Source organism: Pandoraea fibrosis, assembly GCF_000807775.2.
GTDB classification, from domain to species: Bacteria; Pseudomonadota; Gammaproteobacteria; order Burkholderiales; family Burkholderiaceae; genus Pandoraea; species Pandoraea fibrosis.
On sequence record NZ_CP047385.1, the window covers coordinates 3383855 to 3403854 of the forward strand.

The following is a 20000-nucleotide window of genomic DNA, read 5'->3' on the forward strand; positions in this document are numbered from 1 at the left end:
TAATCTTGCTCTCAGGCCCCGAACACGGGGCGCGCGTTTATTGCCACCCGGCCGGCGTTTGCCAGCACTTCAACTCAACCCTGTGACGTAAGGAGACCGCACCATGCATGTGGACCTGCTGATCAACAACGTATGTGTCCGCGATGATGCGCCGCTTGTGGACATCGCCATTAAAGGCGGCCGCATCGCGGCGATGGAGCCCGGCATCGACGCCAGCGCAGACGAGCAGATCGACGCGCAAGGGCGTGCGGCGATTCCCGGTCTTGTCGAAGCGCATTTGCATCTGGACAAGGCGTTGTTGCATCGACGCTTGCCAGCGCGTTTCGGCACACTCGACGAAGCGATTCGCGTCACCGGCATTCTCAAGAGCAAGCAGGAACGCGAGGACGTGCTCGATCGCTCGCGCCAGGTGCTCGACATGGCGATCAAGAACGGCACGGTCGCCATTCGTGCGCATCCCGACGTCGACCTCATTCAGGGGCTGATCGGTGTCGAGACGCTGCTCGCCCTGAAGGACGAATACCAGAGCCTGCTCGATCTGCAGATCGTGGCGTTTCCGCAGGAAGGCATTCTCAAGTCGAAGGGCACTTACGAACTGATGATCGACGCGCTGCGCATGGGCGCAGATGTGGTGGGTGGCTGCCCGTACAACGAGCTGAACTGGGAAGACACCAAGCGGCATATCGACATCGTGTTTGAACTGGCACAGCGCTTCGATGCACCTGTCGACATGCACGCGGACTTTGCCGACGATACCAGCGACCAACGCTTCGCCGCCATCTCCTATATCGCGCAACGCACCATCGACATCGGCTATCAGGGGCGTGTTTCGCTGGGACACGTGACGAGTCTGGGCGCACTCGATAACGACGAACTCGCGCCGGTGATCGAACAGATCCGGCTGGCGGGTATCAGCATCGTGACGCTGCCCGCGACCGACCTCTATCTCGGTGGACGAAAAGACACGCAAAACCAGCGACGGGGTCTCACGCCGGTCAAGGCACTGCATAGCGCGGGAGTGAACGTCGCGTATTCGTCCAACAATGTGCGCAACGCCTTCACGCCGTTCGGCAAGGCGGACATGTTGCAGATCGGCAATCTGCTCGCGCACGTTGCGCAGTTCGGTGTGCCCGAGCACCAGCAGGCGATTCTGGACATGGGCACGCACAACGCAGCGCGCGCCATCGGGCTTTCGCATGACTACGGCATCGCCGTGGGCAAGCAGGCCGATCTCATCATTCTCGATACGTTCAAAGTGGCCGATGCGCTGCTCGACATCCCGCCACGCCTGTGGGTGATCAAACGCGGCCGGATCACGGTCGTGACGCAGCATCACTGCGAGATTCACCGGCATTCATGTTGTTGTGCGCAATGAAGTTCACATAAAACTCAAGGAGACAATCATGAAAAAGCTGCCTGCGGAAGTCGTTGCCTCACTACTGGCTGTCACCACCATTCCGATTGCCATGCTGCCACTGCACTTGCCGCCATGGGCGATCTTCATCAGTTGGGCCGCCACGTTCGCGATGGGCGGGCCAACGCTGGTGAACCTCAAACGTATCTGGGCGACGCTGCCCGTGGGGTCGTGCTTCGCGTTCCTCATTGTGCTCGGGTTCAAGCAGGCGGCGACCCAGTTCAGCGGAAACTCGCTCGTGCTCGCCGAGATGGTGATCCTCTTTGCAGGCAACGGCACGATGATGGCGCTGGCTCGCATCTTCCCCGGGCTGAACTTCATTCCGGGCATGTTCTTCGGCTTTGCGACGTACTTCGCCACGTTGTTCGGCGGCTTTGGTCCGGTGGCGCAGGACCCGCTCGCCGCCCTGGGCGCGGCCGTGGCGATGAATGCGCTCGGTCCGGTCTACGCCTGGGTGAAGGAACGCTATTCGGCACCGGAAGTCACGCATCAGCGCAACTGGAAGGGCTGGAAAGCCGAGGTCTGACGCGGGATCGCCGCCGCGCACGTTCATCGCGAGGCGGCGGCAAGCGGCACCGCAGCACTGCGGCATGACGGTTCAACGATTTGACGATTTGACGATGTAAAGGCGAAGCGTTTGCCAGTGTCGGGCGCGCTTCGTCTTCCAACGACATCCCGAGGGGAGACGGCATGAAGTTCGCACAAGAAGCGGCCGATGGGCTGAAGACGACACCACCGGCAACGACCGGAGACGGCGCGAGCAGCAACGCGCGGCGCAATTTTCTGATGGGCACGGCCGCTTTAGCCGGTAGCGCGGTACTGCCGGCCTCGGCGGCGGAAGCGGTGGCATCGTCCCCGCCGTCCGTCGCGGCCAGGTCCGACACCCACCCGACCATCGGTCCGCGTCTCGCACAGTCGAGCCGTGGCATGGTGACCAGCCCGCACGAACTGGCGAGCGAGGCAGGGCTCGAAGTTCTGCGAAACGGCGGTAACGCCCTCGAAGCCGCGATTGCCATCGGCGCGGTGCTGAGCGTGACCTATCCGCATTTCACCGGCCTGGGGGGCGATGCCTTCATGGTCATCAGCGACCGCGACGGCAACGTTCGCACGCTCTCGGGCATCGGACAGGCGGCCGCCAACGTGCCGGCCTATGGCAGCGCCATCCCGGTGCGAGGGCCGGGGGCAACGCTCACCACGGCGGCAACCGTCGCCATCTGGGACAAAGCGTTCGATATCAGCCGCACGCAATGGGGCGGTCAGCAAGCGTGGTCGTCGCTATTCTCGCGGGCGACGGAATACGCCGCGAACGGCTTCCCCGTCACGCCGTCGCAACACTTCTGGCAGACGTTTCGCGCGGGCGAGCTGTCAGGGTGGGAAGGCTTCGCCTCGGTCTTCATGCCGAATGGCCGTATTCCGCAGGCCGGCGAGCGCTTCTATCAGCCGGCGCTCGCGCGTAGTCTCGATCGTATCGCGACACACGGCGGACGCGAATTCTACGAAGGCGATCTGGCCGGACGCATCGCCGCCGGACTCAAACAGGTTGGCTCGCCGTTGCGTGCCGACGATCTGTCCCGGGCGCAGGCCCGCGAGGAAGTGCCGCTGCGCGTGGCGTATCGCGATGGTGAACTGCTGGGGCTGCGTCCGCCTACGCAAGGGGTGACGACGCTCGAGATCATGGGCATTCTCGATCGCTTCGATCTCAAGTCGATGCCCGAGGGCAGCGCGGACTACTACCATGTGCTGGTCGAAGCGGTGAAGCTGGCCTTCATCGACCGCAATCGCTACGTGGCCGATCCCGATTTCGTCGACGTCCCCGTGGATCGTTTGCTGGCCAGCGCCAGTCTCGACGCGCATGCGCGCAGCATTCGCATGGATCGCGCGATGCCGTGGCCTCATGTCTTCAAGACGGGCGATACGGTGTACATCGGCGTGGCAGACGCTCAGGGCAACTGTGTGAGCATGTTGCAGACGGTGTATTTCGACTGGGGCAGCGGTGTCGTGCTGGGCGACACGGGCGTGCTGTGGCACAACCGGGGGGCGTCGTTCAGTCTGGACGCCAGCAGTCCGAACGTGCTGCGTGGCGGCAAGCGGCCGTTTCACACGCTCAACCCGGGCATGTACCTGAAGCAGGGGCGTCCGCAATTGCTTTACGGGACGCAGGGGGCCGACGGGCAACCGCAGACATTGGCCGCCGTGCTCACGCGTCTGATCGACTACGGGATGGACCCGCTGACCGCCCTGGGCCGCCCGCGTTTCCTGCTCGGCAAGACGTTCTCCGACAGTCGCGACAGTCTCAAGCTCGAACAGGATGCGGGCGCAAGCGTGTTCACGGCACTTGCCGCACGCGGGCATGAGATGAGCGCGTTGCCGCCGCAGAGCCAGTTGGCAGGACATCCCGGGGCGATTCGCATCGGTGCGCAAGGGCAGATGAGCGGTGCGCACGATCCTCGCAGCGACGGGCGGGCGCTGGGGCTCTGAGCACTGGCGAATGTCGCGGCGTCAGTGATTTTGCAGTCACGCGCGATGGGATACCCGGCAACGACGCAAACCCCAGTTGCCGGGCGTTCGTCGCGCGTGATACAAGTTCAGCCATCCATCGACAATGTAAATACCTCACATGGCTGGCAGTGCGAAATCGAATCGACCGCTCTTCGATCTGGATCTGTTGCGCTCGATCATCATGGTGGCCGACTGCGGCAGTTTCACCACGGCGGCGGCGCGTCTGCACTCAACGCAATCGACCGTAAGCCAGAAAGTGCGACGTCTCGAAGACATGGTCGGGCACAAGCTGCTCGAGCGTGGCAATCGCGAAGTGCACGCCACCGACGCCGGGGAACTGCTGCTCGGCTACGCGCGCCAGATGCTCACCCTCAACGACCAGATGTTCGAAGCGCTCTCCGGCGCCGTCGTGGCCGTGACGGTGCGCCTCGGTGTGCCGGAGGACTTCGCCACCGGCGCCACCACGCAGGTACTCGCCCGTTTCAACCGGCAGTATCCGCAGGTTAAGCTCGAAGTGACGAGCGGCCTTAGCCGCGACCTGCTTGGCAGTTACGATCACGGAGAACTCGATCTGGTGTTGGTGAAGCAACATCGCAATAGTCGGGAGTCGGTGGCGAGTCGCCCCGAAAAGCTGGCGTGGATCGACAGTGCAAAGCATCCGTCGTTCGGACTCGATCCGGTGCCGCTCGTGACCTTTCCCACACGCGGGCTGTATCGCGACGACATGATCAACGCGCTCGAAGCGATGGGGCGCAACTGGCGCATTAGTTTTACCAGTTCTAGCCTGAGTGGTATTCAGGGCGCGGTGGCCGATGGCATGGGAATCAGTCTGGTGCCGCCACGCGCCGTGTTGCCGGGGCATGCGGTGCTGGGGCGCGCGCAGGGGCTGCCGGTCATCGACACGTTCGAGCTGGCGATCTTTCACCGCCCGACGGCTGACCCGCTGGTGGGGGCGCTCGCCAAGGTGCTTGTCGGGATGCTGGAATCGAAACCGCGCGCGTCGAAGTGAACGACGCGCGCGGCCTGGGCACCACGACAGAGAAAGCGCGAAGACCGCGCGATGGCTGCGCGATTACTTCGGCTGAGCGCCAAGCGTCAGGGTCATGTGACGGTTGACGTCCTTGTACAGCAGGTAGCGGAACGGGCCGGGACCGCCGGCGTAGCAGGCCTGCGGGCAGAAGGCGCGCAGCCACATGAAGTCACCGGCTTCGACCTCCACCCAGTCCTGATTCAGACGATAGACGGCCTTGCCTTCAAGCACGTACAGGCCGTGCTCCATCACGTGCGTTTCCGCGAACGGAATCACGCCGCCGGGCTGGAACGTCACGATGTTCACGTGCATGTCGTGACGCATATCCTGAATGTCCACGAAACGCGTGGTCACCCAGCGGCCTTCCGTGCCCGGCATCGCGATCGGCTCGACATCCTGCTCGTTCTTCACGAACGGCTCGGGATAGGGCAGCCCTTCCACCGCCTGATAGTGCTTGCGAATCCAGTGGAAGCGCGCGGTACTCTGGCTCTGATTGCGCAGTTGCCAGTCGGTCGCGGGGGGGATGAACGCGTAGCCGCCCGGGGTGAGCTTGTTGGCTTTGCCCTGAATCGTCACGGTGATTTCGCCTTCCACGACGAACAGCACGCCTTCGGCCTTCTCGTCCTGCTCCGGCTTGTCGCTGCCGCCACCGGCACCGACTTCCATGATGTACTGCGCGAACGTCTCGGCGAAGCCGGAGAGCGGACGTGCCAGCACCCACAGGCGCGTGTTGTCCCAGAACGGGAGATGACTCGTGACGATGTCGCGCATCACCCCCTTCGGAATGACGGCATACGCTTCGGTGAACATCGCGCGGTCGGTGAGCAGTTCCGTTTGGCCCGGATGCCCGCCGTGCGGCGCGTAATACGTGGTCTTCGACATAACTGATTGCTCCTGAGTCATTCTGATTTTTCTCCCCATCGTCCGTCGCCGGGCGCCTTGGCTACGGGCGGCGCCTGGGGGCACGCGCAGACCGCTTCACCTTGGCGCGACGAACGCGAGCGACGCCGTGACCTCGCGCAGGCGACGGCATCGCGCATGACAGTCAGGTCGGGGTGGACCCTGCTGTGTCCTGAAGCAGGGCGGGGTCCAGCGCGAGTTGCGCCGGGCCGCCCCAATAACGTCCGTGACGAATGACCGCGCGTGCGGCGGGCGCGGCGGCAACGGCAGCGGCAGCGTTCGGCACGTCGAACACGACAAAACTGGCTTCGTTGCCGATGCGCAGTCCGTAATCCGCCTTGCCGATCACGGCGGCTGCGGCATCGGTCGCCATTTCCAGCGCGACGCGCAGATCGTCGTCGGTGTAGAAGCGCGAGCGATAGCCGATGAGCATCGCGCGTTGCAGCATGTCGCCGTTACCGTAGGGCCACCAACTGTCCTGAATGTTGTCGTTGCCCGTAAAGACGCGCACCCCCGCTTCGCGCAAGCGCAGAATCGGGGGAAACGCCCGATCGCCAGGGGCATTGGTCATGATGGACACGCCGGCGTCGGCCAACGCGCGCGCGACGGTGTCGAGTTCTGCGGGGCCAATGTCGCCCAGACCGTAGGCGTGGCTCACCGAGACACGCCCCTGCAAACCGCCCGCCTGCGTCCGCGCGGCAATACGGTGCAACTGCGCCAGACCGATATCGCCCGGTTCGTGCAAGTGAATGTCGATTTTCGTGCCGTGCTTCTCGGCGAGGCCGAAGATCACACTCAGTTGTCCGTGCGGATCGCCGTCCAATGTCGTCGGGTCGATGCCGCCCACGACCTGCACGCCTTCGCGCACGGCCGCTTCGAGCACGTCGGCCGTGCCGGGACAGGTCATGACACCTGCCTGCGGGAAGGCGACCAGTTCGATGTCCAGCAGGTCGCGCCACTTCTCACGCATGGCCATGACCGCATGCAGATGCGTAAGACCGGTGCTGGCGTCGATATCGACATGGCATCGCATGGCGACGGTGCCGAACGATACGGTTTGTCGCATCAGCGCGTCGGCGCGTTGTGCCATCGGCGCGGCGGCGGCAAGTTCCTGCTTCTCGGCGGCCAGACGCTCACGCAATGTTGCGGCGGGACGATGCGCCCGCCAGCGGTCGCCAACGAAACTCTTGTCCAGATGGATGTGCCCGTCGACGAAGCCCGGCAGGACCAGCTTGCCCTGCAAGTCGATGACTTGTGCGCCGGTACTGTCGGGCGCTTGTGCGCCCACGTAGGTGAAACGACCGTCGCGCGTGGCGAGGGCGAGGGGGCTGCCGTCGGCGTCGACGGCGCCCACGAAAACGCGGTGAGTCATGGAACGGCCTCTGTCCTGCCCGGGGCCTCGCTGGCGCTGCGTTCCATGGGGTGGCGCAGCCGCGCCGCGGGGTCTCGTAGGGGGTGAAACTGCGGGGAAAGACTTACAAGATAGCGAACCGATCACGCATCGACAAATTAAATATCAGAATGCATGGCATTCGGTTTCTAAATAGTTGACGGGGGAGTTACGACACCACCACCGGCAGCGACCACCGGAGGCGGGCCAGCACGTTGGCGTCCCGGTCTGTGACGATGGCTTCGACGTTGACGTTGGCCGTGCCACTTGCCACGACATCGGCTTGCCAGAACGCGTCGGGGGCTTCGCGCGCGACGGGTTCTTGCGGCGCGTCCGACTGCGGCGCATAGCGTTGGGCATGCTCGTGAACATGCAGTTGCAATCCTGCCAATGTCGATTCGTCGTCCAAGGCGAGCTGGAGCAGCACAGCGTGTTCGCCGCGCATGGCGAGCGGCGTCCAGCGCACGCGCAGGCAGTCGCCGGGGCGGACGTCGATCGGCCAAGGTGCGGCGCTCACACCTTCGAGCGCCTGCTTGTCGGGCGCGAGTCCGTAGTAGCCGTTGCTCTCGATATCCACAGGGGCGTGCGCCGCATCGGGGTGCCGGTCGAGCAGCGTCACCGTATCGATGACCAGCAGAACATCGGTGATGGCGTGGGCGTCGTGACTGGCGCCATGAGTTCGTGCATCGGACATGGGGTTCCTTGCCGTAGAGCGCCGTTGCATTGCCGCGATCCGGCAGCCCGCCATGCCACATTGCGCAGGTGAGGGATCGCGGTCCGGCGTGGGTCAGTGATTGCGGATGGTGATGAACGGGTCCCACTGGTAGCAGCCGCACACATTGCCGCTACGGTCGAGAATCATGAACTGGAAGTGGTACGTCACACGCCCGGTCTTGAGCGTTTCGCAGGACCAGAAGTAGTTCGAGCATTTTTGCTTCTTCGGCTTGGTCGGGTCCGGCGGGTTAGGCACCGGCAACGTGACCTCGGCTTCGCGCGGCGAGGGCGGAGAAATCAGCTCGTTGCCCTGGTTGCCGACAAATTTGTAGAAGATGCACGATTGCTCGAAGCCCAGTGAGAGCGAGCATTCGCGCCACCGGATGACGTCGCCGACCGTGGCGGCAACGTCCAGCTCCCCACCGGCCTGTCCGCTCACGACATTGTTCTGCGTCACGATCATGAAGACATGCTTGAAGTCGATGACCGGTGGATTCGCCATGCTGGAGTTCTTGCCGTACCGGTCGACGATCGTCTTGGTGTCGATGCTGACCAGCACATCGGTAATTTCGGACATGTGTTTCTCCACGAAAGACTGCGTTGATGGCCGCCGACTTAGTGCGACGACGGCCTTGAAGGCAGCGGCGCGATGGCCGCGTGCGAAACGCCGGAGCGCGTTCCACCGATGGAGCGTAGGAAGGGGATGGGCGACGTTCAACCACTCGAGGATTGCGCGAGATGAGTGACACCTGAGCGCTAAGCCCCGCCACAGCGAGGCCTGTCAGCGCGCTTGCCTGTTCACCAATCGAGAAATTGGAGCGCAATCACCAAAACAGCCCATGCGCGCTTGGCGGGCATGGGCTGTGTCACCGTTGTCGGGGTGTGGGCCGGGGGCGCGCAGTGACGCGGCCCGTTACCGTTGAGAGAGGTTGAGAGAGGGTCAGCCGAGTTTGCGGCTGTGCTGCAGGCGTTCGAGCACATGAATGCTCAGCCGCGCGGTGTGACTGCGCATGGCGTTGTAGGCGGCTTCGGCGTCGGCCGCCAGTACCGCTTCGACGACGCGGTCGTGTTCGTCAAACGACACGGAAAAGCGTTCTTCGACATCCGACTGCGCCGCCCGGAAAGGGGCCAGACGGTCGCGATGACTGTCGATGAGCGCCATCAGGGTCTTGTTCTGTGTTCCCGCGCTCAGCAACTGGTGGAATTCACGGTTCAGCGCAAGATAACCGGCCTCGTCGCCGGCATCCATGCACTGTTTGCTCTGGATGTGGATCATCTCGAGCTGCTTCTTTTGCATCGCGCTCATGCGCTGGGCGCTCAGACGGCAGCAGAGGGCGTCGAGTTCGCACATGGCTTCGAGCATGTCGGAGAGATCGTCCACGCTGATGCTAGCCACGACACCGCCCTTGTGCGGCGTGAGTTCAATGAGCCCGCGGGCGTTCAGCTCGCGTAGCGCCTCGCGGATGGGCGTGCGCGAGGCCTTGAAGCGCTCGGCCAGTGCGACTTCTTCCAGCTTCTGTCCCGGCGGCAGGCGTCCGTCGATGATCTCGCCCGTCAACACCCTGCAGATTCGTGCGGCAATGGTTTCGGCCATGCTGTTCTATCTCGCTCCGTGGATGCGTTTTTCTGATTGGATTGTATACATGGGGATTATACGGGTATTTTTTCGGAGACTTAAGGCTGGACGGTGTCTTTGACGCAAGTCGGGCGAGCGAACCGGCATTCAATGTCCTTCAGTGCATTCAAAAATACGTTTTTGAATGCAATTCGCTGAGATAGTATACATAAAGACTCTGCCGGATGTTCCGGCACGAGCCGACATCTCAATCCGAAGGAGACATTCATCATGGCCAAACTGCGTCACATTGCGCTTTCCGTCCCCGACCCCTGGAAAGCAGCCGAGTTCTACATGCAGGCGTTCGACTTCAAGAAAGTGGGGGAGACGGACTCGTCGCTCGCCCGGGGCGTCTATCTGTCCGACGGCGTCATCAATCTGGCGTTGCTCAACTACAAGAACGACGAAGCGGCGGGCGATCGTGGCCGCGAGTACGTGGGGCTGCACCACATCGGCATCTGGGTCGAAGACGTGCAAGCCACGCGCGAGAAGATCGAAGCCGCCGGCGGGCGCTATTACATGGGCGAAGTCCCGGTGAAGAGCAACATCTTCTACGAGGTGAAGTTCTTCGATCCGAACGGCGTGATCTTCGACGTGACCGCGCACGGCTGGGGCGGCGCATCGAAGGACGGCTCCGGCACGGACAACGCACCGAAGCTGCGTCACGAGGGATTGCAGGCCGATCGCACCGGACTTTGATCCTGCGACGCGGCTATCGCACTGATCGTCCGCCAGACTCTTTTTCCCCGCCGGGCATGCCAGCCGGCGGCGGCCAACGCGTATCAGGGGTTACCCGCTATAAAAAAATCGCCCGCTTGTATAAGCAAATAGCGGTAGAAATTCAATTTCTTTGTTATGTATAATCATTCGAAAGATTGTATACATATAACGGGCGGGCGGCAGACATCCGGACAGGGGCGCCGCAAACAAAAACGAGAAATTTCAGGAGACAGCATGAAGAAGCGAGTGTTGTGTGCATTGCTACTGGGCGCAATGCAGGGCGGTGCGTACGCGCAATCTTCCGGGGGCGTGACGCTCTCGGGGTTCGTGGACCTGAACATGGAGCAGTTGTGGGGATCGGGGGCGAACGGCGGCAAAGTCACGAGAATGTCGAGCGGCGGCCTGAACAACTCTCGCTTCAATCTGAGCGGCTTCGAGGAACTGGGCGGCGGCAACCGCGCTTTCTTCACCTACGAGCCGATGTTCTCGGCCAACAACGGCACGCAGTCGACACAAGCGCGTCAGTCGTTCGTGGGGTTGAAAGGACCGTGGGGCGAGTTGTCGCTGGGTCGTCAGTTCACGCCGTCGTACTGGATCGCGGGCTACGCCGATCCGAGTTGGGCGGCCGACTTCAGTATGGTCAACAACATGGAGTTCTTCTACGCGTCGTATCGCGTCGACAACTCGATCCAATACAACACGCCTCGCTGGAACGGGCTGATGGGCCGCTTCATGGCGACGACCGGCGTGGGCGATGGCACGCGCTCGGGGCGCTTCTACTCGGCGGCCCTTGACTACCGCAACGGCGGCCTCTTTCTGGGCGCAGTGAGCGAGTTGCAATATACGCGCGACATTTACTCGTCGAGTCAGATCCGCTCGTCGCGCGACAATTATTTCGCCGCGACGTACAAGTTCGGCAGCATCGAGCCGACCTTGCTCTATCACACCTACAACGGCTACTACGCCTATCCGCCGTATGTCGCATTCAACGTGCGCGGCTGGGATGTTCAGGTGGGCGTGCGCTACGCGCTGACCGACCGTCACCGCTTCTATGCGAGCTTCGTCCACCGTCAGGACGACGACAACAAGGCGTTGTCGAACGCCAACGGCTTCGTCGTCGGCTACATGTACGGCCTGTCCAAGCGCACCACGTTGTACGCCACCTATGCCCGTGTCCAGCACAGCAACGACACGACGGTGCATTACCCGGTGACCTTCCAGGTGACGCCGACGGGCACGCAGAACCCGTCGGGGGTGCAGTTGGGTATTCGCCACGCGTTCTGATCGACGGTATCTGAATTCATGCATCACGCCGCCAGCGATATCCACGGCAAGGTAGTCGCTGGCGAGAAGACTTTTGAGACGAAGGAGGAAGACATGTTTCGCAAGCAGACACTCGGCGTTTCGTTGACCGCCACGGCAGTACTCGCGGCGCTCACGATGACGCTCGCGGCTCACGCGTCGGCGCCGGACAGCGCGCCGGTCGCCCCCGCAGCGGCACCGACCGACGTACAGCCCACGGGCACGCCCGGCACGCCGAACGTCAAGGACCCCTATCTGGCGGGCTGGCTGCGCCTCACGCCGGACCGCGAGCCTAAGCCGCTCAAGCCTGGCGTCGATTACGGCATGGATCCTGCGACCGGCAAGTTCATCTGGCCGAAGGCTACGCCGGAAGTGCATACGGGGCAGCGCTTCCCCGGTGAGCTCACGTCGTGGGACAAGAAGAGCTATACGAAGAACGTGAAGGTGCTGGCGTTCTACCCCGGTGTCGATTCGCCGTTTCACGCCTGGAACAACATCGCCGACTTCAACGGCAAGCGATACCTGTACATCCATGATCGCGACTACCTGCGCATCATGGACGTGACCGATCCGGCCAACGGCAAGGTCGTGTATTCGAAGGGCGGCGTGTGGGGCCCGAAGGGTTCGAGCGAAAAGTTCGACGCCAACAACGTTCAGGATTATCTGGGCGGCGCCACCATCGTGTGGAGCAAGAAGCTCGGCAAGCCGATTCTGGTGGCGTCGTTCGAGATCGGCCGCTATGGCCTGATGACGGACAAGTCGAAGCAACCCGACAAGGTCGCCGCGCAGCGCAACTACAACTCGCTCAAGGGTTTTAAGGTCTTCGAGATGGACGGCCCGCTGCCTTCCGACTGGAAACTGATCGCCACGCGCACGACCGACTACAAGCATCCGGACGCGCCGGTGGGGCAGCAGCAAGGCTCGGGCTCGCTCGATTCGCCAGAGTTCTACGGCGGCAAGTACATGATTCTCTCGGCGGCGCCGGATGACAGTTACGCGCTCTCGGAATATCCGAACTATCTCTACTCGCCGGGCTATCAGGTGTGGGATATGTCGGATCCGGCCAATCCGAAATTCCTGTCTCAGATCGCAGTGCCGGGCCAGATTCTCGGTAACGCAGAGCATGAGCAGGCCTATTTGCAGAATCCGCGTGCGGGCAATCGCACGTCGTGGATGGGCTCGCGCATGCCGATCTTCCTGCCCAAGCCGCTGGAGCAGGGTGGCAAAGTGGGCTTCGGCGCGATGGGCGGTCTCGGGCTGTGGTCGTTCGACCTGTCCGACCCGGTGCACCCGAAGGTGTTGGGGAACGTGAACACCGCACCGAGCTTTGCGGGCACCGAGTACGACAACGCCGACGTGAGCCAGTACGAGCGCACGGGGTACGTGCTCACCAGTGGCTATCCGATGAACCGCGATTGCTACGAGCCGTACAAGGACATCTTCGTCGTCGATGCGCGCAACCCCGCAAAAATGAAGGTCGCGGCGAAATTCCCCGAGCCGGAAATTCCGGAAGGGGCGCCGTTCACGAGCTTCTGCCAGCGTGGCGGCAACTACGGTCCGAAGCGTTCGAATTCGATAGGCCAACCGGGCACCTGGCGTCAGGGGATCGTGCCGTACTCGTTCTACAACGCCGGCGTGCAGATCTTCGACGTGAAGGACCCCGCCAAGCCGCGCATTGCCGGCTACTTCGTGCCGGGTCTGGCGGATGAGACCGAGTTGCCGGTCTACACGCTGGGCAAGGGCGTGTTCGCGATGTACACCGAGTACGACCGCAACATCATGTGGGCCTTCACCGAGAACGGTGCCTACGCATTGTCGAGCCCGTTGCTCGGCGAGCCGGTGATGGGCGCCCCGGCGAAACCCTGGCCGGCACGCTAAGCCTCGCAACATGGCGAAGGGACGGCACGACGCGTCGTGCCGTCACCGCAGACGACTTCACAGGGCCTCCAAAGCGTGAAGTGTTCGAAGCGGGCAACCTCCGATGGTCTCCCGGTTGCCCGCTTCATTTTTTTATTCGAACGCTTTATCGCTCGCCGCGCGGCGAGGGGGCACTGAGGGTATTGACGCCAGCGGGCAGCGACCGGCCCGAGAGATGGGCGCGGATATTGGCAAGCAACAGATCGATTTGCGCTTGCAGGGCGGCAGGCGAGCGTCCGGAGACGTGCGGTGTCAGCACCACGTTCTCGAGCATGCGTAGTGCCGATGGCACTTCCGGTTCGTGCTCGAAGACGTCGAGCGCAGCGCCGGCAATCACGCCATCGCAAAGCGCCTCGATCAACGCCACCGTATCCACAACGCTACCCCGCGCCACGTTCACGAGAAAGCCGTTTGCGCCGAGTCGTGCCAGCACGTTGGCGTTCACGAGGTGATGGGTGGCCGGGCCGCCGGGGCAGGCGAGGACGAGAAAGTCGCTGGCATCGGCCAGCGCGCCCACGTCGTTGAAATGGCGCCAGCGGCAGTCGCTGCGCGCCGTGCGCGTGTGATAGCCGATGGACATGCCGAAGCCTTCGGCGCGCGTTGCGATGGACCGGCCGATGTTGCCCAAACCGACGATGCCGAGCTTCGCTCCGTGCAGTGTCGGACGCGGTGCGCGGTGCTTGGCCCAACCGCCGGCCTTGACGGCACGGTCGAGCGTGACCAGGCCGCGTGCGCTGGCGAGCATGAGGGCAAGGGCGTGATCGGCCACCGTCTCGCCGTTGGTGTTCGGCGCGTGCGCGACGGCAATGCCGCGTTCCGTGGCGGCCGCCACGTCGATGTTTTCGTGACCTGCGCCGAAGGCACAAATGAGTTCGAGGTGTGGCAGGGCGTCCATTTGTACGGCGGTGAATCCGGTCGTGCCGTTGGTCAGCACGATCCGTGCAGTCAGCCCGATATCGATGTCGCTCAGGCGCGTACTGCGCACGTCGACGTCGCGCAAATTCAGGCCGGCGTCGAGCAGTTGGGCGCGGGCGATCGGTTCCAGTGGAATCAGGTTGAGCAGCAGCGGAGCGTCGTTCATGGAGGCCTTAATCGTGTCGAAGAATAGGTTTAAAAAATAAAATACAAATCAGTTGCTATGTATACATATGCTATGTATTGTATCTTCACATAGCAATCAAAAAGACAACCGATGCGAAAGATCGACGTCGGTTTCCCGAAGGAAGACAAGGAGGAAGGTGTGACCTGGTTTGGTATTGCAACTTATGAATCGCTGGCGCCGGGAGCAGGCGCGCAACGTCGCACGGCGCTGGTGCAACATGGCCGTCTGTACGATCTGGAAACCGTGCTGCGTCACGTGGGCGCGCAAGAGAATCTGCTGGCAGCACAAGATCTGACGGCGTTGCTTTCCGACTGGTACGTTCATGGCGAAGCCCTGAGCGCTGCGGTGCGTCAGGCGTTGGAAGCCGGGGTACCGGCCAAGGTCGGCGCGTTGGAGAGCACCGATTACCGTCTGTGCGTGCCGTACCAGCCGGGCCGCATCTTCGCGACGGCGTCGAACTTCTACGAGCACGCGGCCGAGATGGGCACCAAACTCGCGCCGCGCAGCGAGAGTTCGCCGTATATGTTCATGAAAGCGGAGACCAGCGTGACCGCGACCGGCACGGACGTGGTGCTGCCTGCGCATGCCGAGCGAGTCGACTGGGAGGTCGAACTGGCGGTCGTCATTGGCCGTCCGGGCCGCCATATTCCGGTGGAACAGGCGCACGAGTGGATCGCCGGCTACACCGTCATCAACGACGTGAGCGCGCGCGACCTGAATCGCCGCACCGACTATCCGTTCACGCACGACTGGTTTCGCGGCAAGAGTTTCGATACCTTCGCTCCTCTGGGGCCGTGGTTTGTGCCGCGCGACGTCATTCGCGATCCCCAGAACCTGCGTATGACGCTGTCGGTGAACGGCGAAATGATGCAGGACGACACGACGGCAGGAATGATCTTCAACATTGCGGAGCAGATCGCCTACCTGTCCGGCATTCTCACGCTCAAGCCCGGCGATCTGATCGCCACGGGCACGCCGACAGGCGTGGGCATGGGGCGTGGCGTGTATCTCAAGGCGGGTGACGTGATGGTGGCGGGAATCGAGGGCATTGGCGCCATCGAGAACCGCGTCGTGGCACAGCGCAAATAACAAGGGCCGCTCATGGGGCGGTCAGGAGGAGGCAGCAATGCAGCAGTGGCAGTGGGCAACGCGCTGGGGGAAGGCGCTCGCATGTGCCGGAGCGATCGGAGCCATGGGCGCGAGTGCTCTGTGGGCGACGCCGGTCGCCGCGCAGGAGAAAGTGAAGTTCAACCTCTCATGGCTGCCGCAGGGCAGTACCGGCGGCGTGCTCGTCGCCATCAACAAGGGCTATTACCGCGAGGCCGGGCTGGATGTCTCGGCCATCGTCGGTCACGGCGGGCAGCGTACCGTCAATGAAGTCGATCAGGGTCTGTTCGATTTCGGCTACGGCGACCCGATCAGTGTGATGCTCAATCGGGCGCAAGGCGGAAAGACGAAGATGGTCGGCTCGATCAACGCCGTCTGGCCCGGCGCCATCTGCTATCTCGCCAAGCCCGGTCGCACCATCGCCAAACCTGCCGATCTCAAGGGCCTCTCGATGGGTGGTGGCGGCGCATCGCCGTTGCAGAACATCGTGCCGGCATGGCTCAAGGCCAACGGCTTGCCACCGACGTCGGTCAAATTGCTTCGTCTCGATCCGTCGACGATCAATCCGTCGTTCCTGCAAGGTCGCGTAGACCTGACCGAGTGCTGGGAGGGGGCAAACCTGCCGGTGCTCAAATCGCTCGCCGCGAAGCAGGGTCGCGAGATCGGTTCGCTGCGTTATCGCGACTTCGGGCTGGACATGGTCGGCAACGGCATCGTCACGACCGAGAAGATGATTGCGCAGAAGCCGGACGTGGTTCGCCGTTTCGTGCAAGCGACGTATCGTGGCTACGCGTGGATGCGCGAGCATCCGGAGGAATCGGCCGTCGTCATCGCCTCGCAGTACCCGATGCTCGACAAGCAAGTCATGGTCGAGCAGATTCGTCAGATCGGGGCCCTGGAGACCGACCGCGAGACACAGGGGCACAAGCCGGGCTGGCTGCCGGTGCCGCGCATGGAGTCCACGGCGAAGTTCGTGCGAGATGCCTTCAATCTGGCGCCCACGCTCAAGGCTACCGACATCTATACCAACCAGTTCGTCGAGTGACGGTCCCCGAATCGCTGCAAAGCAAGGAGTCGAGATGACAAGCCCCCAACCCCAAGCCAAACCCAGGCTCAGCCCGAAGCGACTCGGCCATTTGGTACTGGTCGTGCGCGATATTCAGAAGTCGGCAAAGTTCTATACCGAGGTTCTCGGCCTGACGGTCTCCGACTGGATCGGCGACCAGATGGTCTTCCTGCGCGCCGGTTCCGATCACCACGATCTGGCGCTTTCGCAGATCCCGAAGGATTCGCCGGACATCGACGATTTGCCGCGTTACAGCCGTCCCGGCATGGAGCATTTTTCCTACCTTGTCGACAGCGTCGAGGAGATGGAGCAGGCGGTGGAGGTACTGCGTGCGCATAACGTCGAAATCGTTCGCGGCATCGGGCGTCACGGGCCGGGGGCGAACTATTTTCTGGTGTTCAAGGACCCGGACGGCAACAACGTCGAGCTGTATTGCGAGATGACGCAGATCGACGATGACCATCCCTACGAAGCGAAGGTGTGGGAGCGCTCCATCGAGAGCTTCGACCGCTTCCGCTTCGAGCGCTTCGTCGTGCCGCCCCCGCCGGGCATGGTCAAGGACAAATCGGGCGGCAAGGCTTAGCGCCCGACGTTCTGGAGGAGACATCGAATGAAACGCATCGCACAGACGATCGTATTTTGGGGCGTGTTACTCGCCCTGTGGGAAATGGCCGTCACGTATTTCAAAGTGCAGTCGTACCTGATGCCGCCGCCATCGGCGATCTTTCGCGCCGCGTGGGAAGTGCATCCGCAGATGCTGACCGACACGTGGGTCACGACGGTCGAAGTCCTGACCGGCTTCGTGGCCGCGGTGACGGGGGGGCTGGTGATCGGCGTGGTCATCAGCTACAGCGCGTTTGCGCGCCGCACGCTGTATCCCCTGGTCACGGCATTGCAAAGCATGCCGAAGATCGCCCTCGCGCCGCTGATGATCGTGTGGTTCGGGTACGGATTCGCGTCGAAGCTGGCCTCGACGTTCCTGTTCGCATTCTTCCCGGTCGTGGTCGCGACGATGGGGGGCCTCGCGTCCGTGGCCCGCAATCTCGACGAGCACTTCCGTGCGCTCGGCGCGAGCCCGTGGGACACCTTCTGGCGTCTGTATCTGCCGGCGGCGCTGCCCGCGTTCGCCGACGGCCTCAAGATCGCCATGCCGCTCGCGGTGATTGGCGCCATCGTTGGCGAGTTCATCGGTTCGGAGGAAGGGCTGGGGCATCTGATCGTGTTCGCGTCGGCGGCAGCACGTACCGACGTCATGTTCGCTGCCATTCTCATGGTGACATTGCTGGCCGTGGTGCTTTACTGGGCCATCGAACGTCTGGCGCGCTTCGTCTGGTGGCGGGGGATCAACGTATGAGTACCGTGACGACGACCGTGACGCCACTCCACTCGGCACGGCCTGCCGGGCAGGCGGACAAGACGGATGAAATGCCGGCGGGCGCAGCCCAGCCGCAGAGCACCATGATCGAAGTGCGCCATGTCGACAAGACGTTTGCGGCCAAGCAGCGCAAGGCCTCGCCTGTCAGAATTCTCGACGACGTATCGCTCTCGATTGCGGAGCGTGAGTTCGTATCGATTCTCGGCGCGAGTGGATGCGGCAAGAGCACGCTGCTGCGCATTGTGGCGGGACTGGTGCCGCATGACGGCGGCGAGGTTCGTGTCGCCGGGCAGCGTGTGGCGCGCCCGGTGCCGGAGATCGGCGTGGTGTTCCAGACGAGCAATATGTTGCCCTGGCTCACCGTCCGGCAAAACCTGCTGCTTGGCACCCGCTTGCGCAAGATCCCGAAGGAGAAGAGCGAGCCGCGTGTCCAGGCACTGCTCGAAATGCTGGGACTCGCACAGTTTGCCGATCATCATCCGCACGAGTTGTCAGGTGGCATGCGCCAGCGCGCGTCGATCGGCCAGATTCTGGCGCTCGAGCCAAAAGTGTTGCTCATGGACGAGCCGTTCGGGGCGCTCGACGCACTCACGCGCGACAACCTGAACGTCGAACTGCTGCGCATCTGGCAGGAGCATCGGCAGACGGTGTTGCTCGTGACGCACAGTATTGAAGAAGCCGTGTTTCTGTCCGACCGGGTGATCGTGATGTCGGCGCGTCCGGGCAAGATTCAACAGGAAGTCGTCATCGATCTGCCCCGACCGCGTTCGCCGCAGACGATCAAGCAGCATCCGCGTTATGCCGGGTACATCGCGCAGCTCTCTCAGTTGATGGGAGTCTATTGATGAACGGGCAGACGTTGCTGGCGAGTGCTGCGGGCTGGCAGGAGGCACGCGCGCGAATGCGTGCGCTCGGTCCACGCTGGGCGCAGGACATCGCGGCCGGTCGACGTGCCGTGCTCGAGACCTACACGCCGCTGCTGGCGCGGCTACCGGTCGAGGGATATACGGTCGTGCGCGATGTGGCGTATGGCCCGCACGCCCGGCATCGGCTTGACGTCTATCGTCCGACGCTGGTCCCGGCGGCAGGTAGCCCGGCACCGGTCGTGGTGTTCGTCCACGGGGGCGGATTCGTTCGGGGCGACATGAATGCCAACGCACAGATCTACGGCAATGTGCCGCGATACTTCGCGCGTCATGGCTGTGTGGCAGTGAACGCGGAGTACCGGTTGGCGCCCGAAGCCCCGTTTCCGGGGGGCGCGCAGGATGTGGCGGCTGCCATGCGCTGGGTGCACGCGCATCTCGATGAATACGCAGGCGAGGGCGGCGTCGATCTGTCGCGCATTGTGCTGATCGGTCATTCCGCCGGCGGCTCGCACGTCGCGAGCTATCTGTGCGACCCGCGTGTCCGGCCTGCACAGCCCGAGGTGGCCGGCGCCGTGTTGATCAGTGCGCGTCTGCGCGCAGACGTGCTGCCGGACAATCCGAACGCGCCGGGCGTTGTGGCGTACTACGGCGATGACCCGGTACGCCACGCGTCCGACGCACCGATGGCGCATGCCGACGCGATGCCCGTGCCCGTCATGACCGTGATCGCGGAGTTCGAGAATCCCCATCTCGATACCTATGCGCTCGAGTTCTGTCACCGCCTGGCACAGCGAGACGGCCGCGCACCGCGGTTGCGTCAGGTGCGCGACCACAACCATACGTCGGTCGTGGCACACATCGATTCGGGCGACGACTCGCTCGGTCGCGAGATTCTGCAATTCCTGCACGAAATCAACCCGTCGCCCTGATGCGGTTCGCGTCTGCCTGAGTCGCTGAGCCGCAAGGCTCGGCACCGGCAGCGC

General features: G+C 63.1%; 19 protein-coding genes. 13 read left to right on the top strand and 6 right to left on the bottom strand.

The window, feature by feature from the left end:
- Positions 1-103 precede the first annotated feature (103 nt).
- The 4 genes from PI93_RS14935 (at position 104) to PI93_RS14950 (ending at position 4922) form a co-directional block, all read left to right on the top strand.
- On the top strand, positions 104-1375 hold the full coding sequence (locus PI93_RS14935) for an amidohydrolase family protein (RefSeq protein WP_052240370.1): 1272 nt from the start codon (positions 104-106) through the stop codon (positions 1373-1375).
- Positions 1376-1403: 28 nt separating this feature from the next.
- Positions 1404-1940: a DUF1097 domain-containing protein gene (locus PI93_RS14940; RefSeq protein ID WP_039365800.1), complete on the top strand. Its 537-nt coding sequence runs from the start codon at positions 1404-1406 to the stop codon at positions 1938-1940.
- A gap of 401 nt (positions 1941-2341) precedes the next feature.
- Positions 2342-3892, top strand: a complete 1551-nt coding sequence (gene ggt, locus PI93_RS14945) for a gamma-glutamyltransferase (protein ID WP_407945367.1) — start codon at positions 2342-2344, stop codon at positions 3890-3892.
- 139 nt (positions 3893-4031) lie between these two features.
- Positions 4032-4922 (top strand): LysR substrate-binding domain-containing protein, encoded by an 891-nt coding sequence (locus tag PI93_RS14950; protein WP_039365798.1) that lies wholly within the window; start codon positions 4032-4034, stop codon positions 4920-4922.
- A 63-nt stretch (positions 4923-4985) separates the two neighbouring features.
- On the opposite strand, the gene PI93_RS14955 is transcribed toward PI93_RS14950, so the two are convergent.
- The 5 genes from PI93_RS14955 to PI93_RS14975 all read right to left on the bottom strand — a co-directional run bounded on the left by PI93_RS14955 (position 4986) and on the right by PI93_RS14975 (position 9541).
- The gene (locus PI93_RS14955; protein ID WP_039365795.1) at positions 4986-5825 is read right to left on the bottom strand and encodes a bifunctional allantoicase/(S)-ureidoglycine aminohydrolase; all 840 of its coding nucleotides are present in this window, start codon (positions 5823-5825) and stop codon (positions 4986-4988) included.
- A 163-nt stretch (positions 5826-5988) separates the two neighbouring features.
- Positions 5989-7215 (bottom strand): amidohydrolase family protein, encoded by a 1227-nt coding sequence (locus PI93_RS14960; RefSeq protein WP_039365794.1) that lies wholly within the window; start codon positions 7213-7215, stop codon positions 5989-5991.
- A 187-nt stretch (positions 7216-7402) separates the two neighbouring features.
- Entirely contained in the window at positions 7403-7927 is a 525-nt protein-coding gene (locus PI93_RS14965; RefSeq protein ID WP_039365793.1) for an AidA/PixA family protein, read from the bottom strand.
- A gap of 93 nt (positions 7928-8020) precedes the next feature.
- Positions 8021-8524, bottom strand: coding sequence for an inclusion body family protein (locus tag PI93_RS14970; protein ID WP_039365792.1), 504 nt, complete (start codon positions 8522-8524; stop codon positions 8021-8023).
- A 363-nt stretch (positions 8525-8887) separates the two neighbouring features.
- On the bottom strand, positions 8888-9541 hold the full coding sequence (locus tag PI93_RS14975; protein WP_039365791.1) for a GntR family transcriptional regulator: 654 nt from the start codon (positions 9539-9541) through the stop codon (positions 8888-8890).
- Between the two features lie 252 nt (positions 9542-9793).
- On the opposite strand from PI93_RS14975, the gene PI93_RS14980 reads away from it, so the two are divergent.
- The 3 genes from PI93_RS14980 (at position 9794) to PI93_RS14990 (ending at position 13462) form a co-directional block, all read left to right on the top strand.
- Positions 9794-10261, top strand: coding sequence for a VOC family protein (locus PI93_RS14980; protein WP_224785718.1), 468 nt, complete (start codon positions 9794-9796; stop codon positions 10259-10261).
- Positions 10262-10516: 255 nt separating this feature from the next.
- Positions 10517-11566 (top strand): porin, encoded by a 1050-nt coding sequence (locus PI93_RS14985; RefSeq protein ID WP_039365789.1) that lies wholly within the window; start codon positions 10517-10519, stop codon positions 11564-11566.
- Between the two features lie 18 nt (positions 11567-11584).
- Positions 11585-13462 (top strand): LVIVD repeat-containing protein, encoded by a 1878-nt coding sequence (locus tag PI93_RS14990; protein WP_236105553.1) that lies wholly within the window; start codon positions 11585-11587, stop codon positions 13460-13462.
- Positions 13463-13607: 145 nt separating this feature from the next.
- Here the strand turns inward: PI93_RS14990 and PI93_RS14995 are convergent, their stop codons facing one another.
- Complete coding sequence (locus PI93_RS14995; protein ID WP_039365788.1) at positions 13608-14582, bottom strand: 2-hydroxyacid dehydrogenase; 975 nt, start codon at positions 14580-14582, stop codon at positions 13608-13610.
- 159 nt (positions 14583-14741) lie between these two features.
- Here PI93_RS14995 and PI93_RS15000 point away from each other — a divergent pair, with 159 nt between their 5' ends.
- The 6 genes from PI93_RS15000 to PI93_RS15025 are packed head-to-tail and all read left to right on the top strand — an operon-like array spanning position 14742 to position 19946.
- On the top strand, positions 14742-15692 hold the full coding sequence (locus PI93_RS15000) for a fumarylacetoacetate hydrolase family protein (RefSeq protein ID WP_039366122.1): 951 nt from the start codon (positions 14742-14744) through the stop codon (positions 15690-15692).
- 37 nt (positions 15693-15729) lie between these two features.
- Positions 15730-16755 (top strand): ABC transporter substrate-binding protein, encoded by a 1026-nt coding sequence (locus tag PI93_RS15005; RefSeq protein WP_039365786.1) that lies wholly within the window; start codon positions 15730-15732, stop codon positions 16753-16755.
- Between the two features lie 34 nt (positions 16756-16789).
- Positions 16790-17359: a VOC family protein gene (locus PI93_RS15010; RefSeq protein ID WP_039365784.1), complete on the top strand. Its 570-nt coding sequence runs from the start codon at positions 16790-16792 to the stop codon at positions 17357-17359.
- Between the two features lie 27 nt (positions 17360-17386).
- Positions 17387-18130: an ABC transporter permease gene (locus tag PI93_RS15015; protein ID WP_039365783.1), complete on the top strand. Its 744-nt coding sequence runs from the start codon at positions 17387-17389 to the stop codon at positions 18128-18130.
- On the top strand, positions 18127-18996 hold the full coding sequence (locus tag PI93_RS15020; protein WP_052240369.1) for an ABC transporter ATP-binding protein: 870 nt from the start codon (positions 18127-18129) through the stop codon (positions 18994-18996). The genes PI93_RS15015 and PI93_RS15020 overlap by 4 nt, the downstream gene beginning before the upstream one ends.
- Complete coding sequence (locus PI93_RS15025) at positions 18996-19946, top strand: alpha/beta hydrolase (RefSeq protein WP_039365781.1); 951 nt, start codon at positions 18996-18998, stop codon at positions 19944-19946. The genes PI93_RS15020 and PI93_RS15025 overlap by 1 nt, the downstream gene beginning before the upstream one ends.
- Positions 19947-20000: the final 54 nt, after the last annotated feature.